22 protein-coding genes are annotated in these 23767 nt (G+C 59.6%); 7 read left to right on the top strand and 15 right to left on the bottom strand.

The features are described from left to right. Positions 1-134: 134 nt before the first annotated feature. Together nfuA and gntX are read right to left on the bottom strand one after the other, a co-directional pair. Positions 135-710: a Fe-S biogenesis protein NfuA gene (nfuA, locus tag BVU99_RS05060; RefSeq protein WP_025304558.1), complete on the bottom strand. Its 576-nt coding sequence runs from the start codon at positions 708-710 to the stop codon at positions 135-137. Between the two features lie 58 nt (positions 711-768). Continuing rightward, a complete protein-coding gene (gntX, locus tag BVU99_RS05055; RefSeq protein WP_099817011.1) occupies positions 769-1452 on the bottom strand; it encodes a DNA utilization protein GntX in 684 nt (227 codons plus the stop codon). 40 nt (positions 1453-1492) lie between these two features. On the opposite strand from gntX, the gene bioH reads away from it, so the two are divergent. Beyond that, positions 1493-2263: a pimeloyl-ACP methyl ester esterase BioH gene (bioH, locus tag BVU99_RS05050; RefSeq protein WP_099817010.1), complete on the top strand. Its 771-nt coding sequence runs from the start codon at positions 1493-1495 to the stop codon at positions 2261-2263. A gap of 270 nt (positions 2264-2533) precedes the next feature. Next, positions 2534-2818, top strand: coding sequence for a YdgH/BhsA/McbA-like domain containing protein (locus BVU99_RS05045; RefSeq protein ID WP_004930765.1), 285 nt, complete (start codon positions 2534-2536; stop codon positions 2816-2818). Positions 2819-2859: 41 nt separating this feature from the next. On the opposite strand, the gene BVU99_RS05040 is transcribed toward BVU99_RS05045, so the two are convergent. From BVU99_RS05040 to greB, 5 genes are all read right to left on the bottom strand, one after another. Beyond that, complete coding sequence (locus BVU99_RS05040; protein WP_033639206.1) at positions 2860-3099, bottom strand: FeoC-like transcriptional regulator; 240 nt, start codon at positions 3097-3099, stop codon at positions 2860-2862. Then, positions 3099-5414 (bottom strand): Fe(2+) transporter permease subunit FeoB, encoded by a 2316-nt coding sequence (gene feoB / locus BVU99_RS05035; protein WP_099817009.1) that lies wholly within the window; start codon positions 5412-5414, stop codon positions 3099-3101. Before feoB ends, BVU99_RS05040 begins: the two co-directional genes overlap by 1 nt. A gap of 62 nt (positions 5415-5476) precedes the next feature. Beyond that, positions 5477-5701 (bottom strand): ferrous iron transporter A, encoded by a 225-nt coding sequence (feoA, locus tag BVU99_RS05030; protein ID WP_043139125.1) that lies wholly within the window; start codon positions 5699-5701, stop codon positions 5477-5479. A 606-nt stretch (positions 5702-6307) separates the two neighbouring features. Further along, on the bottom strand, positions 6308-8641 hold the full coding sequence (locus BVU99_RS05025) for a Tex family protein (protein WP_099817008.1): 2334 nt from the start codon (positions 8639-8641) through the stop codon (positions 6308-6310). 157 nt (positions 8642-8798) lie between these two features. After that, a complete protein-coding gene (greB, locus tag BVU99_RS05020; RefSeq protein ID WP_025304551.1) occupies positions 8799-9272 on the bottom strand; it encodes a transcription elongation factor GreB in 474 nt (157 codons plus the stop codon). A 229-nt stretch (positions 9273-9501) separates the two neighbouring features. Here greB and cbpA point away from each other — a divergent pair, with 229 nt between their 5' ends. The 4 genes from cbpA (at position 9502) to envZ (ending at position 13119) form a co-directional block, all read left to right on the top strand. Next, on the top strand, positions 9502-10464 hold the full coding sequence (gene cbpA / locus BVU99_RS05015; protein WP_099817007.1) for a curved DNA-binding protein: 963 nt from the start codon (positions 9502-9504) through the stop codon (positions 10462-10464). A 5-nt stretch (positions 10465-10469) separates the two neighbouring features. Continuing rightward, positions 10470-10775 carry a chaperone modulator CbpM gene (locus BVU99_RS05010; RefSeq protein ID WP_004930739.1) on the top strand — a complete coding sequence of 102 codons (306 nt, stop codon included), beginning with the start codon at positions 10470-10472 and terminating at the stop codon, positions 10773-10775. A 257-nt stretch (positions 10776-11032) separates the two neighbouring features. Then, a complete protein-coding gene (gene ompR, locus BVU99_RS05005) occupies positions 11033-11752 on the top strand; it encodes a two-component system response regulator OmpR (protein ID WP_004709363.1) in 720 nt (239 codons plus the stop codon). Then, a complete protein-coding gene (gene envZ, locus BVU99_RS05000) occupies positions 11749-13119 on the top strand; it encodes a two-component system sensor histidine kinase EnvZ (RefSeq protein WP_015379311.1) in 1371 nt (456 codons plus the stop codon). The genes ompR and envZ overlap by 4 nt, the downstream gene beginning before the upstream one ends. A 32-nt stretch (positions 13120-13151) precedes the next feature. On the opposite strand, the gene BVU99_RS04995 is transcribed toward envZ, so the two are convergent. From BVU99_RS04995 to BVU99_RS04965, 7 genes are all read right to left on the bottom strand, one after another. Continuing rightward, positions 13152-13631 (bottom strand): type II toxin-antitoxin system VapC family toxin, encoded by a 480-nt coding sequence (locus BVU99_RS04995; RefSeq protein WP_016930378.1) that lies wholly within the window; start codon positions 13629-13631, stop codon positions 13152-13154. After that, positions 13628-13891: a plasmid stability protein gene (locus tag BVU99_RS04990; RefSeq protein WP_004930730.1), complete on the bottom strand. Its 264-nt coding sequence runs from the start codon at positions 13889-13891 to the stop codon at positions 13628-13630. The genes BVU99_RS04995 and BVU99_RS04990 overlap by 4 nt, the downstream gene beginning before the upstream one ends. 126 nt (positions 13892-14017) lie before the next feature. Further along, a complete protein-coding gene (pckA, locus tag BVU99_RS04985) occupies positions 14018-15637 on the bottom strand; it encodes a phosphoenolpyruvate carboxykinase (ATP) (protein WP_043138920.1) in 1620 nt (539 codons plus the stop codon). Positions 15638-15831: 194 nt separating this feature from the next. After that, complete coding sequence (gene hslO / locus BVU99_RS04980) at positions 15832-16710, bottom strand: Hsp33 family molecular chaperone HslO (RefSeq protein WP_025304548.1); 879 nt, start codon at positions 16708-16710, stop codon at positions 15832-15834. A gap of 25 nt (positions 16711-16735) precedes the next feature. Next, complete coding sequence (gene hslR / locus BVU99_RS04975) at positions 16736-17143, bottom strand: ribosome-associated heat shock protein Hsp15 (protein WP_025304547.1); 408 nt, start codon at positions 17141-17143, stop codon at positions 16736-16738. Continuing rightward, positions 17140-17820 (bottom strand): GMP/IMP nucleotidase, encoded by a 681-nt coding sequence (gene yrfG / locus BVU99_RS04970; protein ID WP_025304546.1) that lies wholly within the window; start codon positions 17818-17820, stop codon positions 17140-17142. Before yrfG ends, hslR begins: the two co-directional genes overlap by 4 nt. 99 nt (positions 17821-17919) lie before the next feature. Continuing rightward, positions 17920-20055 carry an intracellular growth attenuator family protein gene (locus BVU99_RS04965; RefSeq protein ID WP_099817006.1) on the bottom strand — a complete coding sequence of 712 codons (2136 nt, stop codon included), beginning with the start codon at positions 20053-20055 and terminating at the stop codon, positions 17920-17922. A gap of 445 nt (positions 20056-20500) precedes the next feature. Here BVU99_RS04965 and nudE point away from each other — a divergent pair, with 445 nt between their 5' ends. Further along, positions 20501-21055 carry an ADP compounds hydrolase NudE gene (nudE, locus tag BVU99_RS04960; protein WP_015379304.1) on the top strand — a complete coding sequence of 185 codons (555 nt, stop codon included), beginning with the start codon at positions 20501-20503 and terminating at the stop codon, positions 21053-21055. 51 nt (positions 21056-21106) lie between these two features. Here nudE and mrcA read toward each other — a convergent pair whose 3' ends face one another. After that, positions 21107-23665, bottom strand: a complete 2559-nt coding sequence (gene mrcA, locus BVU99_RS04955; RefSeq protein WP_049294950.1) for a peptidoglycan glycosyltransferase/peptidoglycan DD-transpeptidase MrcA — start codon at positions 23663-23665, stop codon at positions 21107-21109. Between the last annotated feature and the right edge of the window lie 102 nt (positions 23666-23767).

Here is a 23767-nt window from a genome sequence, read left to right as displayed (position 1 = left end):
CAAATGACGGATACCCGAATTAATTGGAGTTGCAGCTAGGCGGCAAGTGCGTAAATCCCCAGGAGCTTACTTAAGTAAGTGACTGGGGTGCGCGCATGCGGCCAACAACGCTGCAACTTCAAGTAAGAAGGGTATCAATAGTAGGAGTGCTCGCCGCGCTGGTGCTCGGTCAGGTCACGCACGCCTTTCAGCTCCGGGAATTTCTGCAGCAGCTCTTTCTCGATGCCTTCTTTCAGCGTGACGTCGACCATCGAACAACCGTTGCAACCGCCGCCGAACTGCAGGATTGCCATGTTGTCGTCGGTGATCTCCATCAGCGTTACGCGGCCGCCGTGGCCCGCCAGCTGTGGGTTGATCTGCGACTGCAGCACGTATTCCACGCGCTCCATCAGCGGCGCGTCGTCATCGACCTTGCGCATTTTGGCGTTTGGCGCTTTCAGCGTCAGCTGAGAACCCAGTTGGTCGGTCACGAAGTCGATTTCGGCGTCTTCCAGATACGGCGCGCTCAGCTCATCGACATAGGCGGACAGTTTGTCGAACTTCAGTTCGGTATCCGTCGCTTCTACCGCGTCCGGCGGGCAATAAGAGACACCGCATTCGGCCGTCGGCGTGCCCGGGTTGATCACGAATACGCGGATTTGGGTGCCTTCTTCTTGATTTGCCAGCAGTTTGGCAAAGTGTTCCTGTGCAGTATCTGTTATACGGATCATAGCATTAGCTCAATAGTTGACTTCTATAGTCGGTTATAATACGCCCATTGCCGTGGCACTACAACGTGCGGCAAATGCACCATATCTGCACCGAGGCGGCGCCTTGCCGCTGCAGCAGCGCCGCTATCTGCGCGACGGTGCTGCCGGTGGTCACCACGTCATCCACCAGGGCGATATGCCGGCCGGCGACCGATGCCACGCAAACGAACGCGCGTTGCAGATTGCGCCTGCGTACCCCGGCGCTCAGCCGCTGTTGCGGGGCGGTTTTGCGCACCCGGCGCAAGGCGGCGGGCTGATAGGTGCAGCCCAGCCAGCGCGCCAGCGGCCGGGCCAACAGATCGCTCTGGTTATAACCACGGTGCCAGCAGCGTGTTGCATACAAGGGTACCGCTAAAATCAGGTCGGGTCTGTTCAGATACTGCTCTCTGCGCGCCTGCTGCCACCGCAACAACATCAGGCGCGCTAGCGTCGGCGCCAGCTCGGGCGCGCGGTGGAACTTGAACCTTTTTACCAGTTGGCTGAGGGGCGCAACGTAGTCGCCGACGAACACCAGCCGTTGCCAGGGCGGTGGCCGTTGCAGGCAGCGGCCGCAGGGCGTTCGCGTCTTCCCGGCGGGCAATCCGCAGCACGGGCAACACGGCGGGTGGGCCGGCAGATGACGCAGGCAACAGCTGCAGATGCCATGACGGATCAGGCTCAACGGTTGTCGGCATAGCCAACAACGGCTGCGGATTGATAGCATAGCGTCTCCGTGACGGATAAGTATGAAAGGACAATAACCAATGACAGCGCTGTACTGGCAAACAATAGGCGAAGGCGAAAGCGATCTTGTGCTGCTGCACGGCTGGGGATTGAACGCCGAAGTGTGGAGTTGCATTCAGGCGCGACTGACGCCGCATTTTCGCCTGCACCTGGTCGATCTGCCGGGGTACGGCCGTAGCCAGGGGTTCGGTGCCCTGTCGCTGGAGCAGATGACGGAAATCGTGCTGGCGGCTACCCCGCCGCAGTCCTGGTGGCTTGGCTGGTCGCTCGGTGGGCTGGTGGCCAGCCAGGCGGCGCTGATGCAGCCCGAGCGAGTCAAGGGGCTTATCACCGTAGCCTCCTCGCCGTGCTTTGCCGCCCGCGATGAGTGGCCGGGGATCCGCCCGGACGTGCTGAGCGGTTTCCAGCATCAGCTGAGCCTGGATTTCCAGCGCACCGTCGAGCGTTTTCTGGCGCTGCAGACGCTGGGCACCGAGAGCGCGCGTCAGGATGCGCGCCAACTGAAAGCGGTGGTGCTCAACCAACCGACGCCGAGCGTCGAGGTGCTGAACGGTGGGCTGGAGATCTTGCGCACAGCCGATCTGCGTGCACCGCTGGCGGAGTTGACGCTGCCGCTGCTGCGGATCTACGGCTATCTGGACGGGCTGGTGCCGCGCAAGGTCGCCGAGCTGCTCGACGCCGACTGGCCGAACTCTACGTCGCAGATCGTGGCCAAAGCCGCCCATGCGCCATTTATCTCTCATCCCGATGAATTTGTGACGATGATCGAAGCGTTTATTGCAGCACATTGAATGCAGCGTGAAAACGCACGATAGAGCGCGAAAAAAAACGCCGCCGGGTGGATAAAAGACAAAGCTGTTCAATACTTAGTGAGTCAATGCGTTGGCTGCAAAATGAAAAGACCGCGTGCGGCGATTTTCATTTTGGCGTTTCGTCTCTGGGAAACAGGCCCCGTCAGGGAAAGCAACGAGGCCTGAGGATGTCGCGGCAGCCTGCGGTACTACGCATGGATCCTTGACGGCTTTCATAACAGATAAATTATCCATTGAGAGGTTAGTGTCATGAAATCATTGAAGATGATTATTGCAGCGGCAGTGCTGGGTTCGGTGTCTTTCGGCTCCATGGCGGCAACCCTGCTGACCAAGGAAGATCTGGATAAGAATCCGGGTAAATACGAGAAGATCGGCACCGTCACCACGACGGCGGAAACCACGTCACCGATGGATGCCAAGGAAGAGCTGTCCAAACTGGCAGACGAAAAGGGCGGTCAATACTACGTGATCCTGGCGGGCCGCGAACACGGTAAATTCAGCGCCATCGCCGAAGTTTACAAAGACAAGCAATAAGCCTTGAACGGCAAGGGGCGCCGCTGCGGCGCCCCTGATCGTCAGGCCTTCAGCCGGTAGAACACCGTGCTGCATCCCTGGCCCTGCGGGCAGCTTTTGCAACTGCCGCTCAGACAGGCGCCGCCATCCTGTTCGATACGTTCCACTTTCCCCATTGCCGTCAAACGATCCAGCATCGCCTGCACCAGCGGCAGCGGCGTCGCCAGCGATTGGCTGAGCTGCTGCGCCTGGGCGCTGCCGCGCAGCGCCAGCGCATCGCGCACCTGCAGCAGCCCGGCCATCAGTGACAGCTCCCTTTGGCGCTCTGGCAACAAGCCGCCGGCGTGGCGTTGCCCAGGCGCACCGTGACGCGGCTGCGCGCCCGGCGCAGGCCGAACAGCACCAGCAGGTTCACCAGCACCACCGCCAGGATCGCCGTCAGGCTGTACTGCGGGTGTTGGTTGAAGGTGGCCGCCTGATAGAACAGCGTCGCCAGCGAGTAGGCCACGTTCAGCCCCCACAGGATTGAGAAGGTCATCCAGCCGCGGCTTGATTCACGTGCGATGGCGCCCATCACCGAGACGCAAGGCACGTACAGCAACACGAAGATCAGGTAGCTGTAGGCGGAAATGCCGGAGCCGAATTTGCTGCTCATCACGCCCATCGAACCGACGCCCATCTCGCCGTCGCCCTTGCTGGCTTCGATCGGGTTGGAGAGCACGCTCAGGCTGAAGGTGTTTTTCAGGCCGTCCCAGGTTTCCTGCAGCGCGCCGCCCAGCTCATCGAGCAGGTTGAAGTTGGCGGCGTCGAATGCCTCTTTGTTGATGTGCTCGGCGGTATACAGCGTATTCAGCGTGCCGACCACCACTTCTTTCGCCATCGCGCCGGTCACCAGGCCGACGGTGGCCTGCCAGTTATCGCTGTGGACGCCCATCGGCTGCAGCAACGGCGTCAGCACCTTGGAGACCGAAGCCAGCGCGGAGTCGTTGATGTTGTCGACCGTTTTGCCGCTGAACGAGAAGCTGTTCAGGCCGCCGATGAATATGCTGGCCACCACGATCACCTTACCGGCGCGCAACACGAAGCCTTTCAACCGCTGCCAGGTTTGCAGCAGCAGGCTTTTCAGGTGCGGCACGTGGTAAACCGGCAGCTCCATGACGAACGGTGAGGCTTCGCCGCGCATGAGGGTATATTTGAGTACCAGGCCGGTCAGGATCGCCACCGCGATGCCGAGCATGTATAGCGAGAACACCACCCCAGCGCCGTCCTGGCCGAAGAAGGCGGCGGCGAACACCGCGAAGATCGCCAGACGGGCGCCGCACGACATGAACGGCGCCATCATGATGGTGATCAGGCGCTCGCGCTGGGCGTCCAGCGTACGGGCGCCCATGATGGACGGCACGTTGCAACCGAAGCCGACGATCAGCGGCACGAAGGATTTACCCGGCAGCCCGAGCGCCTGCATCAGGCGATCCATCACGAACGCCGCACGCGCCATGTAGCCGGAGTCTTCCAGGAACGACAGGAACAGGTACATCATGCCGATCTGCGGCACCAGCGGCAGCACGGTGTTGATGCCGCCGCCGACGCCCTGTGCCAGGAATACGGTCAGCCAGCCGGGGAAGTGCAGGGTGTAGCCGAGCCACTGAATGCCCTGAATGAAGATCGCCGCCGAGCCGATATCGAATATCGGCTGCAGCGCGCCGCCGATATTGATCGCCAGCAGGAACATCAGGTACATCACCAACAGGAAGATCGGCACGCCCAGCCAGCGGTTGAGGATCACTTTATCCAGCATATCGGTCAGGCGGTTGGGCATCGCCTGCTGCGAGTTGCTGACCGCGTCGCTCAGGGTGGCGATAGACTGGTAGCGCGCGTCGGCGATCACCAGCGCCGGGTCTTCTTGCTCCTGCTGTTGCAACGTCTGAATGGCCGCAGGCAGCAGCGCGACGGCGGGACCGGCCAGCCGGTGGCTGTAGATGTCGCCCTCCAGCATCTGCAATGCCAGCCAGCGGCGTTGCACTGCCGGCAGCGTTTGCGGCATGGCGTTGCTTAGCGTGGCGACCGCTTTCAGCAGCAACGGTGGGTAGTTCACCAGCGCCTGCTGTTCGTTGATGCGATGATTGTCGATCATCTGTTTCAGCACGCCGATGCCGTCGGCGCGGGTGGAGATCATCGGTACTACCGGGCAGCCGAGGTGCGCCGACAGCGCGGCGACGTCGATATCGATATGCTGGCTTTTGGCGATGTCGAGCATGTTCAGCGCCACGATGCAGGGGATGCCCAGCTCCAGCAGCTGCAGCGTCAGGTAGAGGTTGCGTTCCAGGTTGGAGGCGTCGACCACGTTGATCAGCAGATCGGCGTCGCCGCTCAAAATGTAATGGCAGGCGATCTGCTCATCGAGCGACGTTTGCTCTGAAATGGTGGTCAGGGAGTAGGTGCCGGGCAAATCGACCAGCCGCACGTCGGACTGCGGGGTGGTGAAATGGCCTTCTTTGCGTTCGACCGTCACGCCCGCCCAGTTGCCGACCCGTTGGCGTGCGCCCGTCAGCTGGTTGAACAGCGTGGTTTTGCCGGAGTTCGGGTTACCGATTAAGCCGATGGTGAGTTTTTTCATAGTTCAGCGTGTCGTCTTCAAGGAGAACAGCGCCGGCGCAAGGGCGCGTCGGCAAACGGAGGTCAGGGCTGGCCGTCGAGCTGCAGCAGCGCCAGATCCTTCTTGCGCAGCACCAGGCTGACGCGGCGAGTTTTAATTTCTATCGGATCGCCCAGTGGCGCGACGCGCACTACGTCGAATGAAGAGCCAGGCAGCATGCCGAGCGATAACAATTTCTGGCGGTAGGCCGGCGCAATTTCACCGGAAAAGCCGACGATCTTATACGTGCGTTTAGGTTGAAGCTGCATGTGATTAACCTTCCGGGTGCCGATGAACATCGGGCTGATGATAATTGGACGTTGCCGGCGAAAATGCCACGCCGTCGGCGGTATTCATCCATAAGGTCATGCAATAAAGTGAGCGCAAATAATAGTAATTATCATTATCGCGTTCAATACAAAAAGTAAGGGTATTGTAACCAATTATTATGGTGACGGCAGTTTTTAATGGCGTTGTCTTGATTAACGATGTTTTATCACTGCTTGCACTTGGGAACAAATGAGAATGGCGAGTTAAATCAGTTACGTATTTGTAGCCGAGTTTTCTCCTTTGCAAATATCGATGGCTTTTTCCCTTTATTTATTTCCGCTGAAAGGCAATTCGATAACATTATTCCACCGTAATGCGAGCGGTAACCATTTGTGTTTCTCTCACAATTCGCGAGATGAAAAATGCGTGTTAACGGAGTTGTTAATAAATGGCTGCAGAAGGCATTTTTGTTGCCTGAATAATGGGAGGGCGGTCACGCAGGAACGGGAAATAAAAAGATGATGGTTTATTGAGACGGGTCAAGAAATGCAGCAAGTTTTATTCATCAGAAAGGGCGGAGCAGGCTCCGCCCTATTGGCTCTGACTTAGCGTTTCTTGCCGAATGCCGCCGCCAGCGCGTCGCCCATGGCGCTGTTGCCGGCCGGCGCCGCATTGCGCGGTTTGGCCTTGTTGCCGCCTGCCGAACGGTTGGCGTTGTCGCGTGCCTGTGCCGGCGCGTTGCCGCCGCGGCGCGGTGAACCTTCGCCCGGTTGCTCATCCAGGCGCATGCTCAGCGCGATGCGTTTACGCTGCAGATCGACTTCCATCACCTTCACTTTGACGATGTCGCCGGCCTTCACCACGGTGTGCGGATCTTCGACGAACTTGTCCGCCAGCGAGGAGATGTGCACCAGGCCATCCTGATGCACGCCGATATCCACGAAGGCGCCGAAGTTGGTGACGTTAGTGACCGACCCTTCCAGGATCATCCCCGGCTGCAGATCGTTGAGGGTTTCCACGCCTTCGGCAAAGGTGGCGGTTTTGAACTCCGGACGCGGGTCGCGGCCCGGCTTCTCCAGCTCTTTCAGGATGTCGGTGACCGTCGGCACGCCGAACTTGTCGTCGGTGAAATCGACCGCTTTCAGGCTGCGCACCGCCGAGGCGTTGCCCATCAGGTCCTGCAGCGCCTGCTCGGTGGCGGCCAGGATGCGCTGCACCACCGGGTAGGCTTCCGGGTGAACGGTGGAGGCATCCAGCGGGTTGTCGCCGTGGTTGATGCGCAGGAAGCCGGCGCACTGTTCGAAGGCCTTCGGCCCCAGACGGCTGACTTTCAGCAGCTGTTCACGGTTGCTGAAGCGGCCGTTCTCGTCGCGCCAGTTGACGATGTTCTGCGCCATCATGCGTGTCAGGCCGGCCACGCGGGTCAGCAATGGTACCGATGCGGTGTTCAGATCGACGCCGACGGCGTTCACGCAGTCTTCCACCACCGAATCCAGCTTCTTCGCCAACTGGCTCTGGCTGACGTCGTGCTGATACTGGCCGACGCCGATGGATTTCGGGTCGATCTTCACCAGCTCTGCCAGCGGATCCTGCAGGCGACGAGCGATGGACACCGCGCCGCGCAGCGACACGTCGAGATCCGGGAATTCCAGCGCCGCCAGTTCGGACGCGGAATACACCGACGCGCCCGCTTCGCTGACGATCACTTTCTGCGCCCGGACCTCGCCGAACTGTTTTTGCAGGTCGAGATAGAAGCGCTCGGTCTCACGCGAAGCGGTGCCGTTGCCGATGGCCACCAGCTCCACGTTATGTTTGATGCACAGTGCCGCGACGATGGCGGCGGCTTTGGCCGCTTGCCCGGTGTGCGGGTAGACGGTGTCGGTGGCGACCAGCTTGCCGGTTGCGTCGACCACGGCGACTTTCACCCCGGTGCGCAGGCCCGGATCGAGGCCCATGGTGGCGCGCATGCCGGCCGGCGCGGCCATCAGCAGATCATGCATGTTGCGGGCGAACACGTTGATTGCTTCGTCTTCCGCGCGCTCGCGCACCGTGCCCATCAGCTCGGTTTCCAGGTGCAGCAGCACCTTGATGCGCCAGGTCCAGTTGACCACCGCCTTGCGCCAGGCGTCGGCCGGGGCGTTGTTCAGGCGCAGGTTGAGGTGATTGATGATGATCAGCTCCGCCTGGCTTTCGCGCGGCGCTTCCTCAAATTGCGGATCGGCGTTCAGCGCCAGCTGCAGCACGCCTTCGTTGCGGCCGCGGAACATCGCCAGCGCGCGGTGCGAAGGCACCTGAGAAATCGGTTCGTGGTGATCGAAGTAGTCGCGGAACTTGGCGCCTTCTTCTTCCTTGCCCTCGACCACCTTGGACACCAGATGGGCGTTTTTCCACAGGTAGTCGCGCACCTTGGCCAGCAGCGTGGCGTCTTCGGCGAAGCGCTCCATCAGGATATAGCGCGCGCCGTCGAGGGCGGCTTTCACGTCCGCCACGCCCTTGTCGGCGTCGACGTAGCGTTCAGCCAGCTGTTCCGGCTGCTGTTGCGGATCCTGCCACAGCGCGTCCGCCAGCGGTTCCAGACCGGCTTCGATGGCGATCTGGCCACGGGTGCGGCGCTTCGGTTTGTACGGCAGGTAGAGGTCTTCGAGTTCGGTCTTGCTCAGCGTGGCGTTGATCGCCCCCGCCAGCTGTTCGGTCAGTTTGCCCTGTTCATCGATCGACTTCAGGATGGTCTGACGACGATCTTCCAGTTCACGCAGATAACCCAGGCGGGTTTCCAGCTGGCGCAGTTGGGTGTCGTCCAGGCCCCCGGTGACTTCCTTACGATAGCGTGCAATAAAGGGCACGGTATTACCTTCATCCAGCAGACGGATGGCGGAGTCGACTTGCTCCGGCCGGGCCTGCAGTTCTGTTGCAATAATGCGGCTCAGTGGGTCATTCATAGGTCTGGTATCTGTATTGAGAACGGTGAATAAACAGGGGACAGTTATACGGATTGATCGCGGAAAATGCCAGTGGAGCGGGCCGCCGCCGCGCGGCCGCAACGTGGAGAACAGCTCAGGCGGCGGCGTTGGCGGCGGTTCGGAAAAAGCTGAAAGCTTACTTCGGGTAGTTTATCTCATTTACGTACCACTGTGCCTCGCCCAGCGGCGTATTGACGGTGGCGATGTCCCCGACCTCTTTTTTCAGCAGGGCGCGCGCCATCGGCGCATCGATGGAGATGTAATCCTTGCGGCCGAAAATCTCGTCGTAACCGACGATGCGAAAGCGTTTGGTCTCGCCGTCGTCATTCTCCACCTCCACCCAGGCACCGAAGAACACCTTGCCTTCCTGCTGCGGGGAGTAATCGACGATCTTCAACTGCTCCAGGCATTTGGTCAGATAGCGGACACGGCGGTCAATTTCGCGCAGCCGCTTCTTGTTGTACTGGTAGTCGGCGTTTTCGCTTCTGTCGCCCAGGCTGGCGGCCCAGGTCACTTTTTTGGTCACCTCGGGGCGTTCTTCACGCCAGAGGTAATCCAGCTCTTGTTTGAGCTTGTCATACCCTTCACGGGTTATCAGTTGAGTTCTCATCGTGATTTATCTTTATGGGGCCACCGCCACAGTGTACGTGAATGCGGGGGGCTTTAGAAATGGCGCGCGGGCCTGCGCCTTGTCGCACGGTTTTTATTCAGTTTGCGCAGCTTTTAACAATCGGGAGTATGCTTAGCGATAGCGGAAAAGGAATGTGACGAAGGAGGATATCTGGCGAGAGAGACAAGGAATTTTGGCGCACAACCCAACACATTGAAGGTATTACCGCATGGAATTTAAAGATTACTACGCCACGATGGGCGTTGAGCCCAACGCCGATCTGAAAACCATCAAAACGGCCTACCGCCGGCTGGCGCGTAAATATCACCCTGACGTGAGCACTGAAGACGACGCCGAGAGCAAGTTCAAGGAGCTGGCCGAAGCCTATGAGGTGCTGAAGGACGACGAGCGCCGCGCCGAGTACGATCAGATCCGGCTGCACCGCAACGATCCGAACTTTGGCCGCCAGGCGCGCGGCGATCACGGCGGCTATCAGCAGAGCGCTTCATGGCACGGCGGCGGCGCCGACGCGCAAGACTTCTCCGACTTCTTCGAGAGCATGTTCGGCGGGCGTGCGGCGGGCGGGCACCGTTCCGCTTCGCACTCGCACGGCGGGCATGGCTTCCGCGGCCAGGATCTGGAGATGGAGGTGCCGCTGTTCCTCGAGGAAACGCTGCATGGCCAAAGCCGCGAGATCTCCTATACGCTGCCGGTGTATGACGAGCTGGGGCGGCAGGTGAGCGAAGCCAACAAAACGTTGAACGTGAAAATCCCGGCCGGCGTGGGCGATGGCGAGCGCATTCGCCTCAAGGGGCAGGGCGTTGCCGGCGTGGGCGGCGGCCAAAACGGCGATCTGTATCTGGTCATCCGCCTCGCGCCGCACCCGCTGTTTGAGATAGATGGCCACAACCTGAGCATCGTGGCGCCGCTCGCTCCGTGGGAAGCGGCACTGGGTGCCAGCATCGAGGTGCCGACGCTGAGCGGAAAAATCGCGCTGACCGTGCCGGCCGGCAGCCAGAGCGGCAAACGGCTGAGGGTCAAAGGCAAAGGGCTGGCGGGCAAGAAAGAGCCCGGCGATCTGTATGTCATTCTCAAGGTGGTGATGCCGCCGAAGCCGAACGAGAAGGCCAGCGCCCTGTGGCGAGAGCTGGCTGAACAGGCGGCGTTCAACCCGCGCGCGGAATGGGAGTAAAGCACATGATGAAGAAAGAGATCACATTCACCGTGGTGGAGCTGTGTCAGCGAGTGGAGATTTCAGAGGATGAGCTGGTCGAGATCGTCGGCCTGGGCGTGATCGTGCCGTTGGAGCCGGCGCAGCCGCGCTGGGAGTTTGATTATCCGGCGCTGAGCCATCTGCAGCGCGCGCGCAGGCTGCGGGCCGAGCTGGATCTGGACTGGCCGGGGATCGCCATGGCGCTGACGCTGCTCGATCGGGTTGATGCGCTACAGCAAGAGAACCGGCAGCTGCGTAGGCAGCTGGCACGTTTCCTGCAGACCTCCTGACCCGACAGCTGAACGCCACCGGGCGCTTCCCCGGTGGCGAAATTGCACAAAATTGGGCCGTCGCCCCACATTGCGCCGATAAAGGGCGAAATTTTGACGAACCCCCGTCGACATTCACTGAAAATTGTTGATAAATGGGGAAAAGAATAAGCTTTGTAACAATTTCGTCTAGAATACATACCATTAAACGCTGTCTCAAATGGCAAGGTTTTCTAACAATATTCGAGTCAGGCAATAAAGCCTTTGGGAGTAATACCATGCAAGAGAATCATAAGATCCTGGTTGTCGATGATGACATGCGCCTGCGCGCGCTTTTAGAACGTTATTTAACCGAGCAGGGCTTCCAGGTTCGCAGCGTTGCCAACGCTGAGCAAATGGATCGCTTGCTGACCCGTGAATCCTTCCATTTGATGGTGCTCGATCTGATGTTGCCGGGCGAAGACGGCCTGTCCATCTGCCGCCGCCTGCGCAGCCAGAGCAACCCGATGCCGATCATTATGGTCACCGCGAAAGGCGAAGAGGTCGATCGCATCGTGGGCCTGGAAATCGGCGCCGACGACTACATTCCTAAACCGTTCAACCCGCGTGAGCTGTTGGCTCGTATCCGCGCGGTGCTGCGCCGCCAGGCGAACGAACTGCCGGGCGCGCCTTCGCAGGAAGAAGCGGTGATCGCTTTCGGCAAATTCAAACTGAACCTCGGCACCCGCGAGATGTTCCGCGAAGACGAGCCGATGCCGTTGACCAGCGGCGAGTTCGCGGTACTGAAGGCGCTGGTCAGCCACCCGCGTGAACCGCTGTCGCGCGATAAGCTGATGAACCTGGCGCGTGGCCGCGAATACAGCGCCATGGAACGCTCCATCGACGTGCAGATCTCTCGTCTGCGCCGTATGGTTGAAGAAGATCCGGCGCATCCGCGTTATATCCAGACCGTGTGGGGTCTCGGCTACGTCTTCGTCCCGGACGGCAGTAAGGCATGAGGCGATTGCGCTTTTCACCGCGTAGCTCGTTTGCCCGAACCCTGTTGTTGATCGTCACCTTGCTGTTCGTCAGCCTGGTGACGACCTATCTGGTGGTGCTGAACTTCGCCATCCTGCCCAGCCTGCAGCAGTTCAACAAGGTATTGGCCTACGAAGTGCGTATGCTGATGACCGATCGGCTGCAGCTGGAGGACGGCACGCTGCTGGAGGTACCGCCGGCGTTCCGTCGTGAGATCTACCGCGAGTTGGGCATTTCTCTCTACACCAACTCGGCGGCGGAGGAGAGCGGCCTGCGCTGGGCGCAGCACTACCAGTTCCTCAGCCAGCAGATGGCGCAGCAGCTCGGCGGGCCGACCGATGTGCGTGTGGAGGTGAACAAGAACTCCCCGGTGGTGTGGCTGAAAACCTGGCTGCAGCCCGATATCTGGGTGCGCGTACCGCTGACGGAAATCCATCAGGGCGACTTCTCTCCGCTGTTCCGCTATACGCTGGCGATCATGCTGCTCGCGATCGGCGGTGCCTGGCTGTTTATTCGTATTCAAAACCGCCCGCTGGTGGAGCTGGAACATGCGGCGCTGCAGGTGGGCAAAGGGATTATTCCGCCGCCGCTGCGCGAGTATGGGGCTTCCGAAGTGCGGTCGGTGACTCGCGCATTCAATCAGATGGCGTCGGGCGTCAAGCAGCTGGCGGACGATCGCACCTTGCTGATGGCCGGGGTCAGCCATGATCTGCGCACGCCGTTGACGCGTATCCGGCTGGCGACGGAGATGATGAGCGCCGAAGACGGCTATCTGGCCGAGTCGATCAATAAAGACATCGAAGAGTGCAACGCCATCATTGAGCAGTTCATCGATTATCTGCGCACCGGGCAGGAGATGCCGACCGAAAGCAGCGACCTGAACGCCATTTTGGGCGAGGTGGTTGCGGCGGAGAGCGGTTATGAGCGGGTGATTGAAACCGCGTTGTCACCGGGCGAACTGATGATGAACGTGCACCCACTGTCGATTAAGCGGGCGGCGGTGAACATGGTGGTGAACGCGGCGCGTTACGGCAACGGCTGGATCAAGGTCAGCAGCGGCCGCGAGCTGCAGCGCGGCTGGTTCCAGGTGGAAGATGACGGCCCGGGTATCAAGCCGGAAGAGTTGAAGCACCTGCTGCAGCCGTTCGTACGCGGTGACAGCGCGCGCAGCACCAGCGGCACCGGTCTGGGGCTGGCGATCGTGCAGCGTATTATCGACGCGCATGACGGCGAACTGGATATCGGCACCAGCGAGCGCGGCGGGCTGTTGATCCGCGCGTATATTCCGTTGCCGATGGAGAAAAAAGAGTCGACCAACGGTCATCAAACGGCCAGGGAAAACGCCTGACCTCTGATGTGGGCCGCGCCGCTGCGGCCCCGTCAGGACTTTCTGCTCATCACGTAGTATTCCGCCGCATCCTCATGCAACCGGCGGCCGGTCGGCGCCTGCCACGGATCGATTAATTCGATACCGCAGTGGAGGAAGTCTTTGGTATTGCGGGTGGCCAGGGCGGCACCGTAATGCAGGCAGGTGGCGGCGATTTGGGTATCCGGCACGCTCATCGCTTTACCCAGCAGCCGATTCCTTGCCGTCAATTCCGCGTATTGCATCGCGCACAGCCCATCAAACGGCAATATCTGCCCCTCGAACTTCAATTCAATGGCGTCCGCCAATTTCAGCTTGAGATCCCGCTGGCGCTTGCCGTCAGGCATGCAGGCGACGCCGCTGAACAGTTCGGCGAGGACAATGGCGCTGAGATAGAGCTCGTCATTGTCCTTTTCATTTAACCAGTTAATGACGTTGTAGTACGGGCTGGGACGCAGCGTTTCTGAAATGACGTTGGTGTCGATAATGATCATGCGTTGTCATCTTCATCATCAAAGGTGACGATGCGTGGCGGCACGGCGTCACGCGGTGGGATCTCCAGCTCAACGCCGCCGAATTCGGCGAAGTGCTGATGCATCCAGGTACCCAATCCATAGCGCGGCGGCTTTTTCACCAGCGCCTGTTTCAGGATCATGCGCGCTTCCTCTTCCATAGAATGGCCGTTTTTCGCCGCTGAGATACGCAGCAGCTCTTTGATTTCGTCGTCCAGATTTCTGACGGTGATAGTCGCCATTTAAACCTCCTTTGCTATCAATGATTGCATTGACTTATTTTCTCGCCTTGCTGGTTAAAAAGCAATCGATGAAAATAAAAAAAGGCGCGGGATCCGCGCCTTAGCTGAAGAGGTAACGCTACCGAATTACAGCTTCGGGCCGGCGCTAACCAGCGCGGCGCCCGCAGGCGTGTCGGTGTATTTGTCGAAGTTGGTGATGAAGCGCTCGGCCAGATCCTGCGCTTTTTCCTGCCACTGCTCGAGGCTGGCGTAGGTATTGCGCGGATCGAGGATCTCTGGGTTCACGCCCGGCAGCGCGGTCGGCATCGCCAGATCGAAGATTGGCAGGGTAACGGTTTCCGCCTTGTCGATTTCACCGCTCAGGATGGCGTCGATGATGCCGCGCGTATCTTTGATCGAGATGCGTTTGCCGGTGCCGTTCCAGCCGGTGTTGACCAGGTAAGCCTGGGCGCCGGCGGCCTGCATGCGTTTCACCAACACTTCGGCGTACTGCGTCGGGTGCAGTGACAGGAACGCAGCGCCGAAGCAGGCGGAGAAGGTTGGCGTTGGCTCGGTTACGCCGCGTTCGGTGCCGGCCAATTTGGCGGTGAAACCGGACAGGAAGTGATACTGAGTCTGGTTGGCGGTCAGACGCGATACCGGCGGCAACACGCCGAAGGCGTCGGCGGTCAGGAAGATCACTTTGGTGGCGTGACCCGCTTTGGACACCGGCTTGACGATGTTTTGGATATGGTAGATCGGGTAAGAAACGCGGGTGTTCTCGGTTTTCGAACCGTCGTTGAAGTCGATGCTGCCGTCGGCCAGCACGGTGACGTTTTCCAGCAGCGCGTCGCGTTTGATGGCGTGATAGATGTCCGGCTCGGCTTCTTCAGAGAGCTTGATGGTCTTGGCGTAGCAGCCGCCTTCGAAGTTAAACACGCCGTCATCGTCCCAGCCGTGCTCGTCATCGCCGATCAGCTGACGCTTAGGATCGGTGGAAAGGGTGGTCTTGCCGGTACCGGACAGGCCGAAGAACACCGCCACGTCGCCTTTCTCGCCCACGTTGGCCGAGCAGTGCATCGAAGCGATGCCTTTCAGCGGCAGCAGGTAGTTCATCATCGAGAACATGCCTTTCTTCATTTCGCCGCCGTACCAGGTGCCGCCGATCAACTGCATGCGCTCGGTCAGGTTGAAGGCGACGAAGTTCTCCGAGTTCAGGCCTTGTTGCTGCCAGTTCGGGTTGGTGCATTTGGCGCCGTTCATCACCACGAAGTCCGGCTCGAAGTCAGCCAGCTCGTCGTCGCTCGGGCGGATGAACATGTTTTTCACGAAGTGCGCCTGCCAGGCCACCTCGGTGATGAAACGCACTTTCAGGCGCGAGTCAGCGTTGGCGCCGCAGAAGGTATCCACCACGAACAGACGTTTGCCGGAAAGCTGCTCGGTGACCAGGTGTTTCAGATCGGCCCACACTTCCGGGCTGAGAGGTTTGTTGTCGTTTTTGCCTTTGCCCTGATCGGCCCACCACACGGTATCGCGGGTGATGTCGTCGCGGACGATGTATTTGTCTTTCGGCGAACGGCCGGTGAAGATGCCGGTATCGACGGAGACGGCACCCAGCTTGGTGACTACCCCACGCTCAAAACCTTCCAGAGATGGGTCTGTTTCTTCCTTAAACAGCAGTTCATAGCTCGGGTTGTGAACGATTTCGCTAACGTCGTGAATGCCGTAAGCGGCCAGATCCTGAGGGGTTATACCTTTAACGCGCATGTTACTACTCCTTGGTCACAGAATTTCTGGCGGCAATTGTAGGGATCTAACGGTGAGTAACCGCGATGGGTATCAAATATTTAACGTTTTAGGCGGTATTTCGTTACGATCTGAGAGATAGCACACGGAAAAAAGCAAACGTGCAAACGGCGGGCGTTGGCAGGCGCCGGGGGCGCCCGCCGAAAAGGTGTTACTTAGTGCAACTGGTCGCTTTCGCCGGTGTTACCCGCATACAACGCGGCAACATCAACCGGGTCAAAGACATAGTGGCTGCCACAGTAGTCGCAGTGCATGTCGATATTACCGTCCTGCTCCAGCATGTCCGCCACTTCATCGGTCGGCAGGGTCATTAGCGCGTCGGCGCAACGCTGGCGCGAACAGGTGCAACGGAACTGCACGTCCTGCGGTTCGTACAAGGTGACCTCTTCCTGATGGTACAGGCGGTACAACACTTCGTTGGCCGGCAGGCCGAACAGCTCTTCGCTTTTGACCGTGTTGGTCAGTTGCACCAGATGATCGAAATCATCGAGGTTGCCGTCCTGCGCCGGCAGCACCTGCAGCAGCATACCGGCTGCTGCGGCATTGCCTTCCACTTCGCCGGTGCGGATGAACAGGCGGGTTGGCAGCTGCTCGGACTGGCGGAAGTAGGCTTCCAGGCATTCTGCCAGGGTTTCACCTTCCAGGCCGACCACGCCCTGATAGCGCTCGCCTTCCGTCGGGGAAATGGTGATGACCATGACGCCGTTGCCGATCATCTGATGCAGGGTGCTGTCGTCGGCGATAGGCGCCTGGGTGCGCGCAACGCCACGCATCTCCTGGCGGTTGTTGCCGTTGATCACCGCCAGCTTCAGCGGGCCGTCGCCCTGCAGCTGCACGGTGATGTCGCCGTCGAACTTCAGGGTTGCGGTCAACAGACTGGTGGCGACCAGCAGCTCGCCCAGCAGTTTTTGCACCGGTGCCGGGTAATCGTGGTTGTTCAGGATCTGCTGATAGGTTTCGCTGACGGTAACCAGCTCGCCGCGCACCGCGTAGTTTTCAAACAGGTAACGGTGCAATTGGTCATGGTTGGACATAATCTTCTCTCATTACGGTGAGGGGTTATTCCGGCTCACCAAATTTAAATTTCATCAGGTCGCGCCGCTCCTTTTTGTCCGGACGACGGTCCGGATGCGGCATGGTCAACGCGTTCATCTTGCGCGCCAGCGCCATTTTTTCGCGGTTGGCGATGCTGGCTTCGGTTTCCTGATACATTTGCTGCGCCTCGTTGGCACCGCGGCGTTGGCTGGTCAGCGCCAGCACGATCACCGTACGCTCTTCGTTGCCCTGCCGCAGCTTAAGCTCGGCATTGAGTTCGACAATCTTGCTCGGTTTGCCGCGCTGGCCGTTGTAATGCACCTTGCCGCCGTCGATCATTTCGCGCGCCAGCGCGCGAGTCTTATAGAAGCGTGCGGCCCACAGCCACTTATCCAGCCGGACCGCGTCGTCGCGCGTCGCTTTTTCCTTCATGCTTCCCCCTTGGCCAGCGCCGGTATCAGCAGACGGTAGTCGCGCATCGACGGATGGCGCTGGAAGCTTTTTTCCGCCGTGCTGGAGTCCGGGTTTTGCACGCCCAGGCAGTAACGAATGCCGAAAGTGCGCGCCGCGTCGAGGATCGGCTCGCCGTCATCGACAAACAGCGTGCGCTGTGGGTTGAACCCGGTGTGCTGTTGCACCGCCTGCCACAGACGCTGATCTTCTTTCGGATAACCAAATGTGTGGGTGGAAAACAATAAATCAAGGTGCCGATCGAGGCCGGTATGCTCGATTTTCACCGCCAGGCTGTGAGGATGGGCGTTGGTCAGCAAAATGGTTTGCAGACCGGCGTCGCGCAGCGCCCGTAAAAACGGCTCGGTGTCTTCGCGCAGCCGCGCGCGGCTACCGACTTCGCTGGTCATGCGGTAGATGTCCAGATCCAACCGCTCGCTCCAGTAATCGAAGCAATACCAGTTCATGGTGTGCTGCACCGCCTGATATTCCCGTTCAATGATATGACGGGCTTCGTCGAACGGAATGGCGCGCCTTTCGCTCAGCGCTTGCGGCACCAGGCTGAGCCAGAAGTGGCTGTCGAACTCCAGATCCAGCAAGGTGCCGTCCATATCCAGCAGCACGGTATCGATCTGCGGCCAATCAAACTCGGGAACCATAAAAACTCCATGGGCGGACCGACGGGCGGTCCGCAGATGAGAATAATAGCGTTAGCGTAGCATAAGCAGATGACAGGGCGGAGACCCCCGGCGTCAGGTTCAGGCCATCGGCCGCATTGACATCGGATTGAGCTGCGGATTGAAGCAGCTGTCGTAGTAACGCTGGATATCGGCGACGCGGTGCTGATTGATGCGCCGACGCTGTACCAGCCGCCAGGCGTTATAGCCCAGGCTGACGACCACCGCCAGCAACAGCAGGCTGGTACCGAGGTAGCGCCACAGGGTGATCATGTCCGGTTCGCTGTGCAACGCCACGTGGCGGGTGCCGTTGGCATCGACGCTGAGGCTGGTGATCACCCCCTGCGCCTGGAATGGGGTATGCAGCAGCAGAGTGGAAAGGCGCTGCAACTCATTCCACTGGTCAAGAGCGTTGTATTCGCTCTGCGGCGCTGAGGATTGCGGATGGCTGACCAACTGTCGACCTTCATCGCTGCGGATCAGGAAACCGCCCGGCGGCGGGCTGTTGAGCGCCGCGGCGGCCAGACGCGTTTCATTGAAGATGAACGACGACGTGGCCACTTTGGTCAGGCTTTCCAGCGACTCGGCGCTTACCGGGCGCAGCAGGACGTTGACGCCTTGCAGCGCGCCTGATCTGGCGCGTTTCACCAGGCCGCTCCAGTTTTTGGCGTTGCCCAGGTTGACCAGCGCGTTTTTCAGCCGCACACAGTCGTTTTCTGCCTGGCATAAATCCTGTGTTTTCAAAACGATATCAGAAAAGTCATCCAACAGGATCATGCCGGATTTCTCGATGGCGCTGGCCAGCTGCGGGTTGATCTTCTGATCGGTGCCGCTCGGATGCAGCTGGCTGTTGACCGTGGCCAGCAGGGCCGTCGCTTTGTCTATGACTTCTGATTCCGGCTGCGGCAGCGGGGCGGCGTTGTTCCAGTAAATGCCGGAGCAATCGAACGGCGCAAAATTGACGGCGCCGCCACCGTTGGCCGGCGGCGGCACATAGCACATGCCGCTGCCGCGCACCTTTAGGGTGTCGCCGATGCGCAGCGGCGTAGCTTCCAGCGCCTGTACGCTGGTCACTTCCACTTTTTGCGCGCCTTGCAGCCAGGCCATGCTGAGGGTCAGCGGCAGATTGAGCGGGATATAGATCAGCAACAACAGCAGTACCAGTGCCGAACTGGCGACCAGCACCGCGTTGCGGCCCCACTGCTGCAGCGGAAAATTCTTCACTTCGTCATGCAGCGAGAGGAAACGGCCCTGGCGCACCACCTGCCGATTGAGGTAGACGTCCACATCGGTGGTCTTGCCCAAGTCTTGCGTCAGGTACGGCTGCCAGTGCGGCGGGTAGATAAGATCGATGATGCCGAGTGAAATGTTGCTGATCTGTCCCTGGCCGGATTCGCCGAACAGGCCCCAGCGCTTCGGCGTGCCGCGCAGGCAGTGGATCTCTTTCAGCTCGCGTGACGCCGGACGGCGGAACAGGTTCCAGCATCCCCAGGCGATCATCAGCACCGCCACGAAAATCATCCACGGGATCACCAGCACCGGGCTGATCAGGCTGAAGAACAGCAGCAGCAGCGCGGCGGAGATGATGACGGCTTCACGGATGCCGTTCGGCCGGTTCAGCGCATGCTCTTCCGGCGTTTCCTTACGAATGTTCACCAGCTCGACATGTTCGCTCTCTTCCTTGCGGATGGAAGCGTTTTTGGTCGGCGCGGCGGTCACCACCGGCGGCTGCGGCTGGTCGTGAATATGATCTTTCAGCGAGTGCCCGTTGAGCGAAATCACCAGCGGCAGCGTCTGGGTTCGGATCACTTCCACATGGTTGTCGGCGGTGATGTAGGGTTCCCAAAACGGCGGCAGATGTACCTCTTCGGCATCGAGGTAATAGCGCCATTTATTGGGATCGTCGCTGGCCAGACCGTAGCGGGTGATGGCGTGCGTGACGGGATAAACGTTATCGCTTTGCGGGGTGAGCGCCAGTTTGGCTGCGGGCAGCGTAGCGCCGCCGCCGGGCAACAGTTTGTTGCTCAGCTTGTTTTGCTGATTGAGGTAGAACTCGACCGCGGCGCGCTCTTCATCGGTCAGCTTGCGGTGGGCAGGCTTGATAAACGGCAACGCGTGCGCCAGCGCCGACGGGTTGCGGGCCTTGAACCACAGGTACAGGCCGGCGGCAATCAGGCAGACAAGCACTAAGGCCAATATCAACACTATTGTGCTCATGCAATCCCCATCTCACACCCGTGAATTTCGCCAACCTGATGAAAAGCTGAATATTATACGGAGTAAACCGCCAGGAGGCACCCAGAACTAATGAGGGAACAAACAGATTCTCGCTCTGGATCTCATTCCTTCATGACGCAAGGCCATTTTATCACTGATTCTTGCCTGCGTGATACTAGCAACCGGCCTCTGCCGTCGATATCGGCATTATCCTATTTTCATGCGTGCTGTTTGCTGAATCAGTACGGAAAATCGCCCGCCGCTGGCTACGCTTGTTAAAAGAAAGTAAATTACTGTTCATGCTCGTTGCGGCGGAGCTTGCCCTTAACGCACAATGTGATCAGGATCGAATTTGGTCAGCATTTGAGCGCCAACGAGCCGTGCGTTACGCCAATCATTATTTCGGTTGCCCCGTCCACGCCTGGGTAACCTCTTTGAGGCAATCATGGATAAACACCTGCAAAAACCTAAAATTCTGAAAGTGGAAACGGTCGCGCGTTCGCGTTTGTTCAACGTCGAGTCGGTCGATTTGGAATTCAGCAACGGGGTTCGGCGGGTGTATGAGCGCATGCGGCCTTCGGATCGCGAAGCGGTGATGATCGTGCCGGTGATTGGCGATGACCTGCTGCTGATCCGCGAATATGCGGTGGGCACTGAATCCTATGAGCTGGGTTTCCCTAAAGGGTTGATCGATCCCGGAGAGGGCGTGCTGGAAGCGGCCAACCGCGAGCTGATGGAAGAGGTGGGATACGGCGCGAAGCGCTTTGATTTTCTCAGTAAGCTGACGATGGCGCCATCCTACTTTTCCAGCAAAATGAATATCGTGCTGGCCCACGATCTCTACCCGCAGAGCCTGGAAGGGGATGAACCGGAGCCCTTGCCGCAGGTGCGCTGGCCGATCGCCAACATGATGGCGTTGCTGGCGGAACCGGATTTCCGTGAGGCGCGCAACGTCAGCGCGCTGTTTCTCTCCGAGGCGTTTTTGCGCGCGTCGCGCTGATACGCTTCGCGCCGAATAAAAAAAGGGCCAGATTTCTCTGGCCCTTTTCGATCAGAACAGCTCGTGGCTTTCACCGCCCGGATCGGTCAATGTGGTGCCGGTATCGCGCGATGGGTAGTCCGTCGGCTGCGTCCCTTCGATAAAGTACTCGGAACGGCTGCCACCGCCACCGCCGGAGAGCTTGCCGCTGCTTTTGTCGATGGTGACGCTGATGATGCCTGGCGGCGGCGTGACTTTCTGCTCCGGAATGCCTTCCAGCGCGGTCTTCATGAAGTCGTCCCACGCCGGCTGGGCGCTCTTGGCTCCGCCTTCACCGCCGGAAATCTGATCCGGGATAGCGCCGGATACCGTCGAACGGCCCAGATCGCGGCGGTGATCGTCGAAACCGATCCACACCGACGTCACGGTATCCGGGCCATAGCCGGAGAACCAGGCGTCTTTGGAACTGTTGGTGGTACCGGTTTTGCCGCCGATATCATGACGTTTCAGATCGCGCCCGGCACGCCAGGCAGTGCCCATCCAACCCGGTTCGCCGAAGATGTTGCTGTTCAGCGCGTCGTGGATCAGGAAGGCCAGCGGCGTGCTGATCACGTGCGGCGCATACTGTTGGTCACCGTCCTGCTGCACCTGAGCCGGGGTAACCTGCTCCAGCTGCGGCATCGGCACCGTGCTGTTGCTGCCTTCCTGCGAGGTGGCGACGTTTTCGATGTTGTCGTCGGACAGCACCGCCGAACGGTGGGTGTCGCCGTAGATCACCGGCAGGTTGCAGCTGCTGCACACCACTTTCGGTTTAGCTTCGAACACCGTATTGCCGTTGTCGTCTTCAATCTTGGTGATGAAGTACGGGTCAACCAGGTAACCGCCGTTCGCCAGCACCGCGTAGCCGCGTACCAGCTGCATCGGGGTGAAGGAGGCGGAACCTAGCGCCAGCGATTCGGTATGCACGATGTTCTGTGCCGGGAAGCCGAAGCGCTGCAGATATTCCGCCGCGTAGTCGACGCCCATCGCACGCATTGCGCGCACCATCACCACGTTCTTCGATTGCCCCAGCCCCTGCCGCAGGCGAATCGGGCCGTCGTAGGTCGGCGGTGAGTTCTTCGGCCGCCAGTCGGTGCCGGCGCCGGCATCCCAGCGGGTGATCGGCAAATCGTTCAGGATGGTGGCCAGCGTCAGGCCTTTATCCATCGCGGCGGTGTACAGGAACGGTTTGATGTTTGACCCCACCTGACGCAGGGCCTGCGTCACGCGGTTGAACTTGCTCTGGTTGAAGTCGAAGCCGCCGACCAGCGCTTTCACCGCGCCGTCGTTCGGGTTGATCGAGACCAGCGCCGAGTTGACGTCCGGCACCTGCGACAGCCACCAGGCGTCGTTCACTTTACGCACCCATACCTGCTGACCTGTCTGCACCACGTCAGTGACGCGTTTCGGCGTTGGGCCTTGCTGAGTGTCTGAACGGTACGGCCGCGCCCAGCGCATGGTGGCCATCGGCAGGGCAATGCTGCTGCCATCGGCCAGCATCGCCGTCGCTTCCTGCGGGTTAGCAGCGGTGATGACCGCCGGCGCCAGTGGGCCGTAGCTCGGCAAGTTTTTCAGCGAGTCGACAATCTGTTTGCGATCCCAGGCCGCTTCGCCGACTTTCCACAACACGTTGGATGGGCCGCGGTAGCCGTGGCGCATGTCATAGGCCAGCACGTTGTTGCGTACCGACTCCTGCGCCGCCAGCTGCAGCCGTTTGGTGACGGTGGTGTAAACCTTGTAACCGTCGGTATAGGCGTTTTCACCGTAGCGCTTGATCATCTCCTGACGCACCATCTCGGAGAGATACGGCGCGGAGAAGCTGATTTCCGGCGCATGGTAGTTGGCGACCAGATCTTCGGCGCGCGCCTGATCGTACTGCGCCTGCGTGATGTAATGCTCGTCCAGCATGCGCGACAGCACCACGTTGCGGCGGGCAACGGCGCGATCGTGCGAATAGAGCGGGTTGAAGGTAGACGGGGCTTTCGGCAGGCCGGCGATGGTCGCCATCTCGCTCAGGGTGAGCTGGCTGACGTCTTTGCCGAAATAGACCTGTGCGGCGGCGCCCACGCCGTAGGCGCGGTAACCCAGATAGATCTTGTTCAGATACAGCTCAAGGATTTCATCCTTGGTGAGCATCTGCTCGATGCGTACCGCCAGGAAAGCTTCCTTGATTTTACGCATCAGGGTGCGTTCCGGGCTTAAGAAGAAGTTACGCGCCAGCTGTTGGGTAATGGTACTGGCCCCCTGCGAAGCGTGGCCGGAGACCAGCGCGATTGAGGCGGCGCGGAAGATGCCGACCGGATCGACGCCATGGTGATCATAGAAGCGGCTGTCTTCGGTGGCGATAAATGCGTGCACCATCACCGGCGGAATTTGTTCCAGTTTCAGCGGAATGCGGCGCTTCTCACCGTATTGGGCGATCAGTTCGCCATCGGCGCTGTAAACCTGCATCGGTATCTGCAGCCGTACGTCTTTCAGCGTTGCGACGTCGGGCAGCTGCGGCTCGACATATTTGTACAAGCCGAAAATCGAGGCTGCTCCCAGCACGATGCAACATACTGCAAGGATTAGTAAATACTTTACGAACTTCACCTGAGATTTCCCATTTCTAAGTCATTTGGGCAGTTTATAAACAACCGCGCGGTAGTATAAAGGCAAGCCTGCGACATGGATATGTTCTTTTATCATCTGATG

The sequence above is a fragment of the Serratia sp. OLAL2 genome (assembly GCF_002752475.1).
Taxonomy (GTDB): Bacteria; Pseudomonadota; Gammaproteobacteria; order Enterobacterales; family Enterobacteriaceae; genus Serratia; species Serratia bockelmannii.
This window is presented reverse-complemented; position numbering and strand designations above follow the sequence as displayed.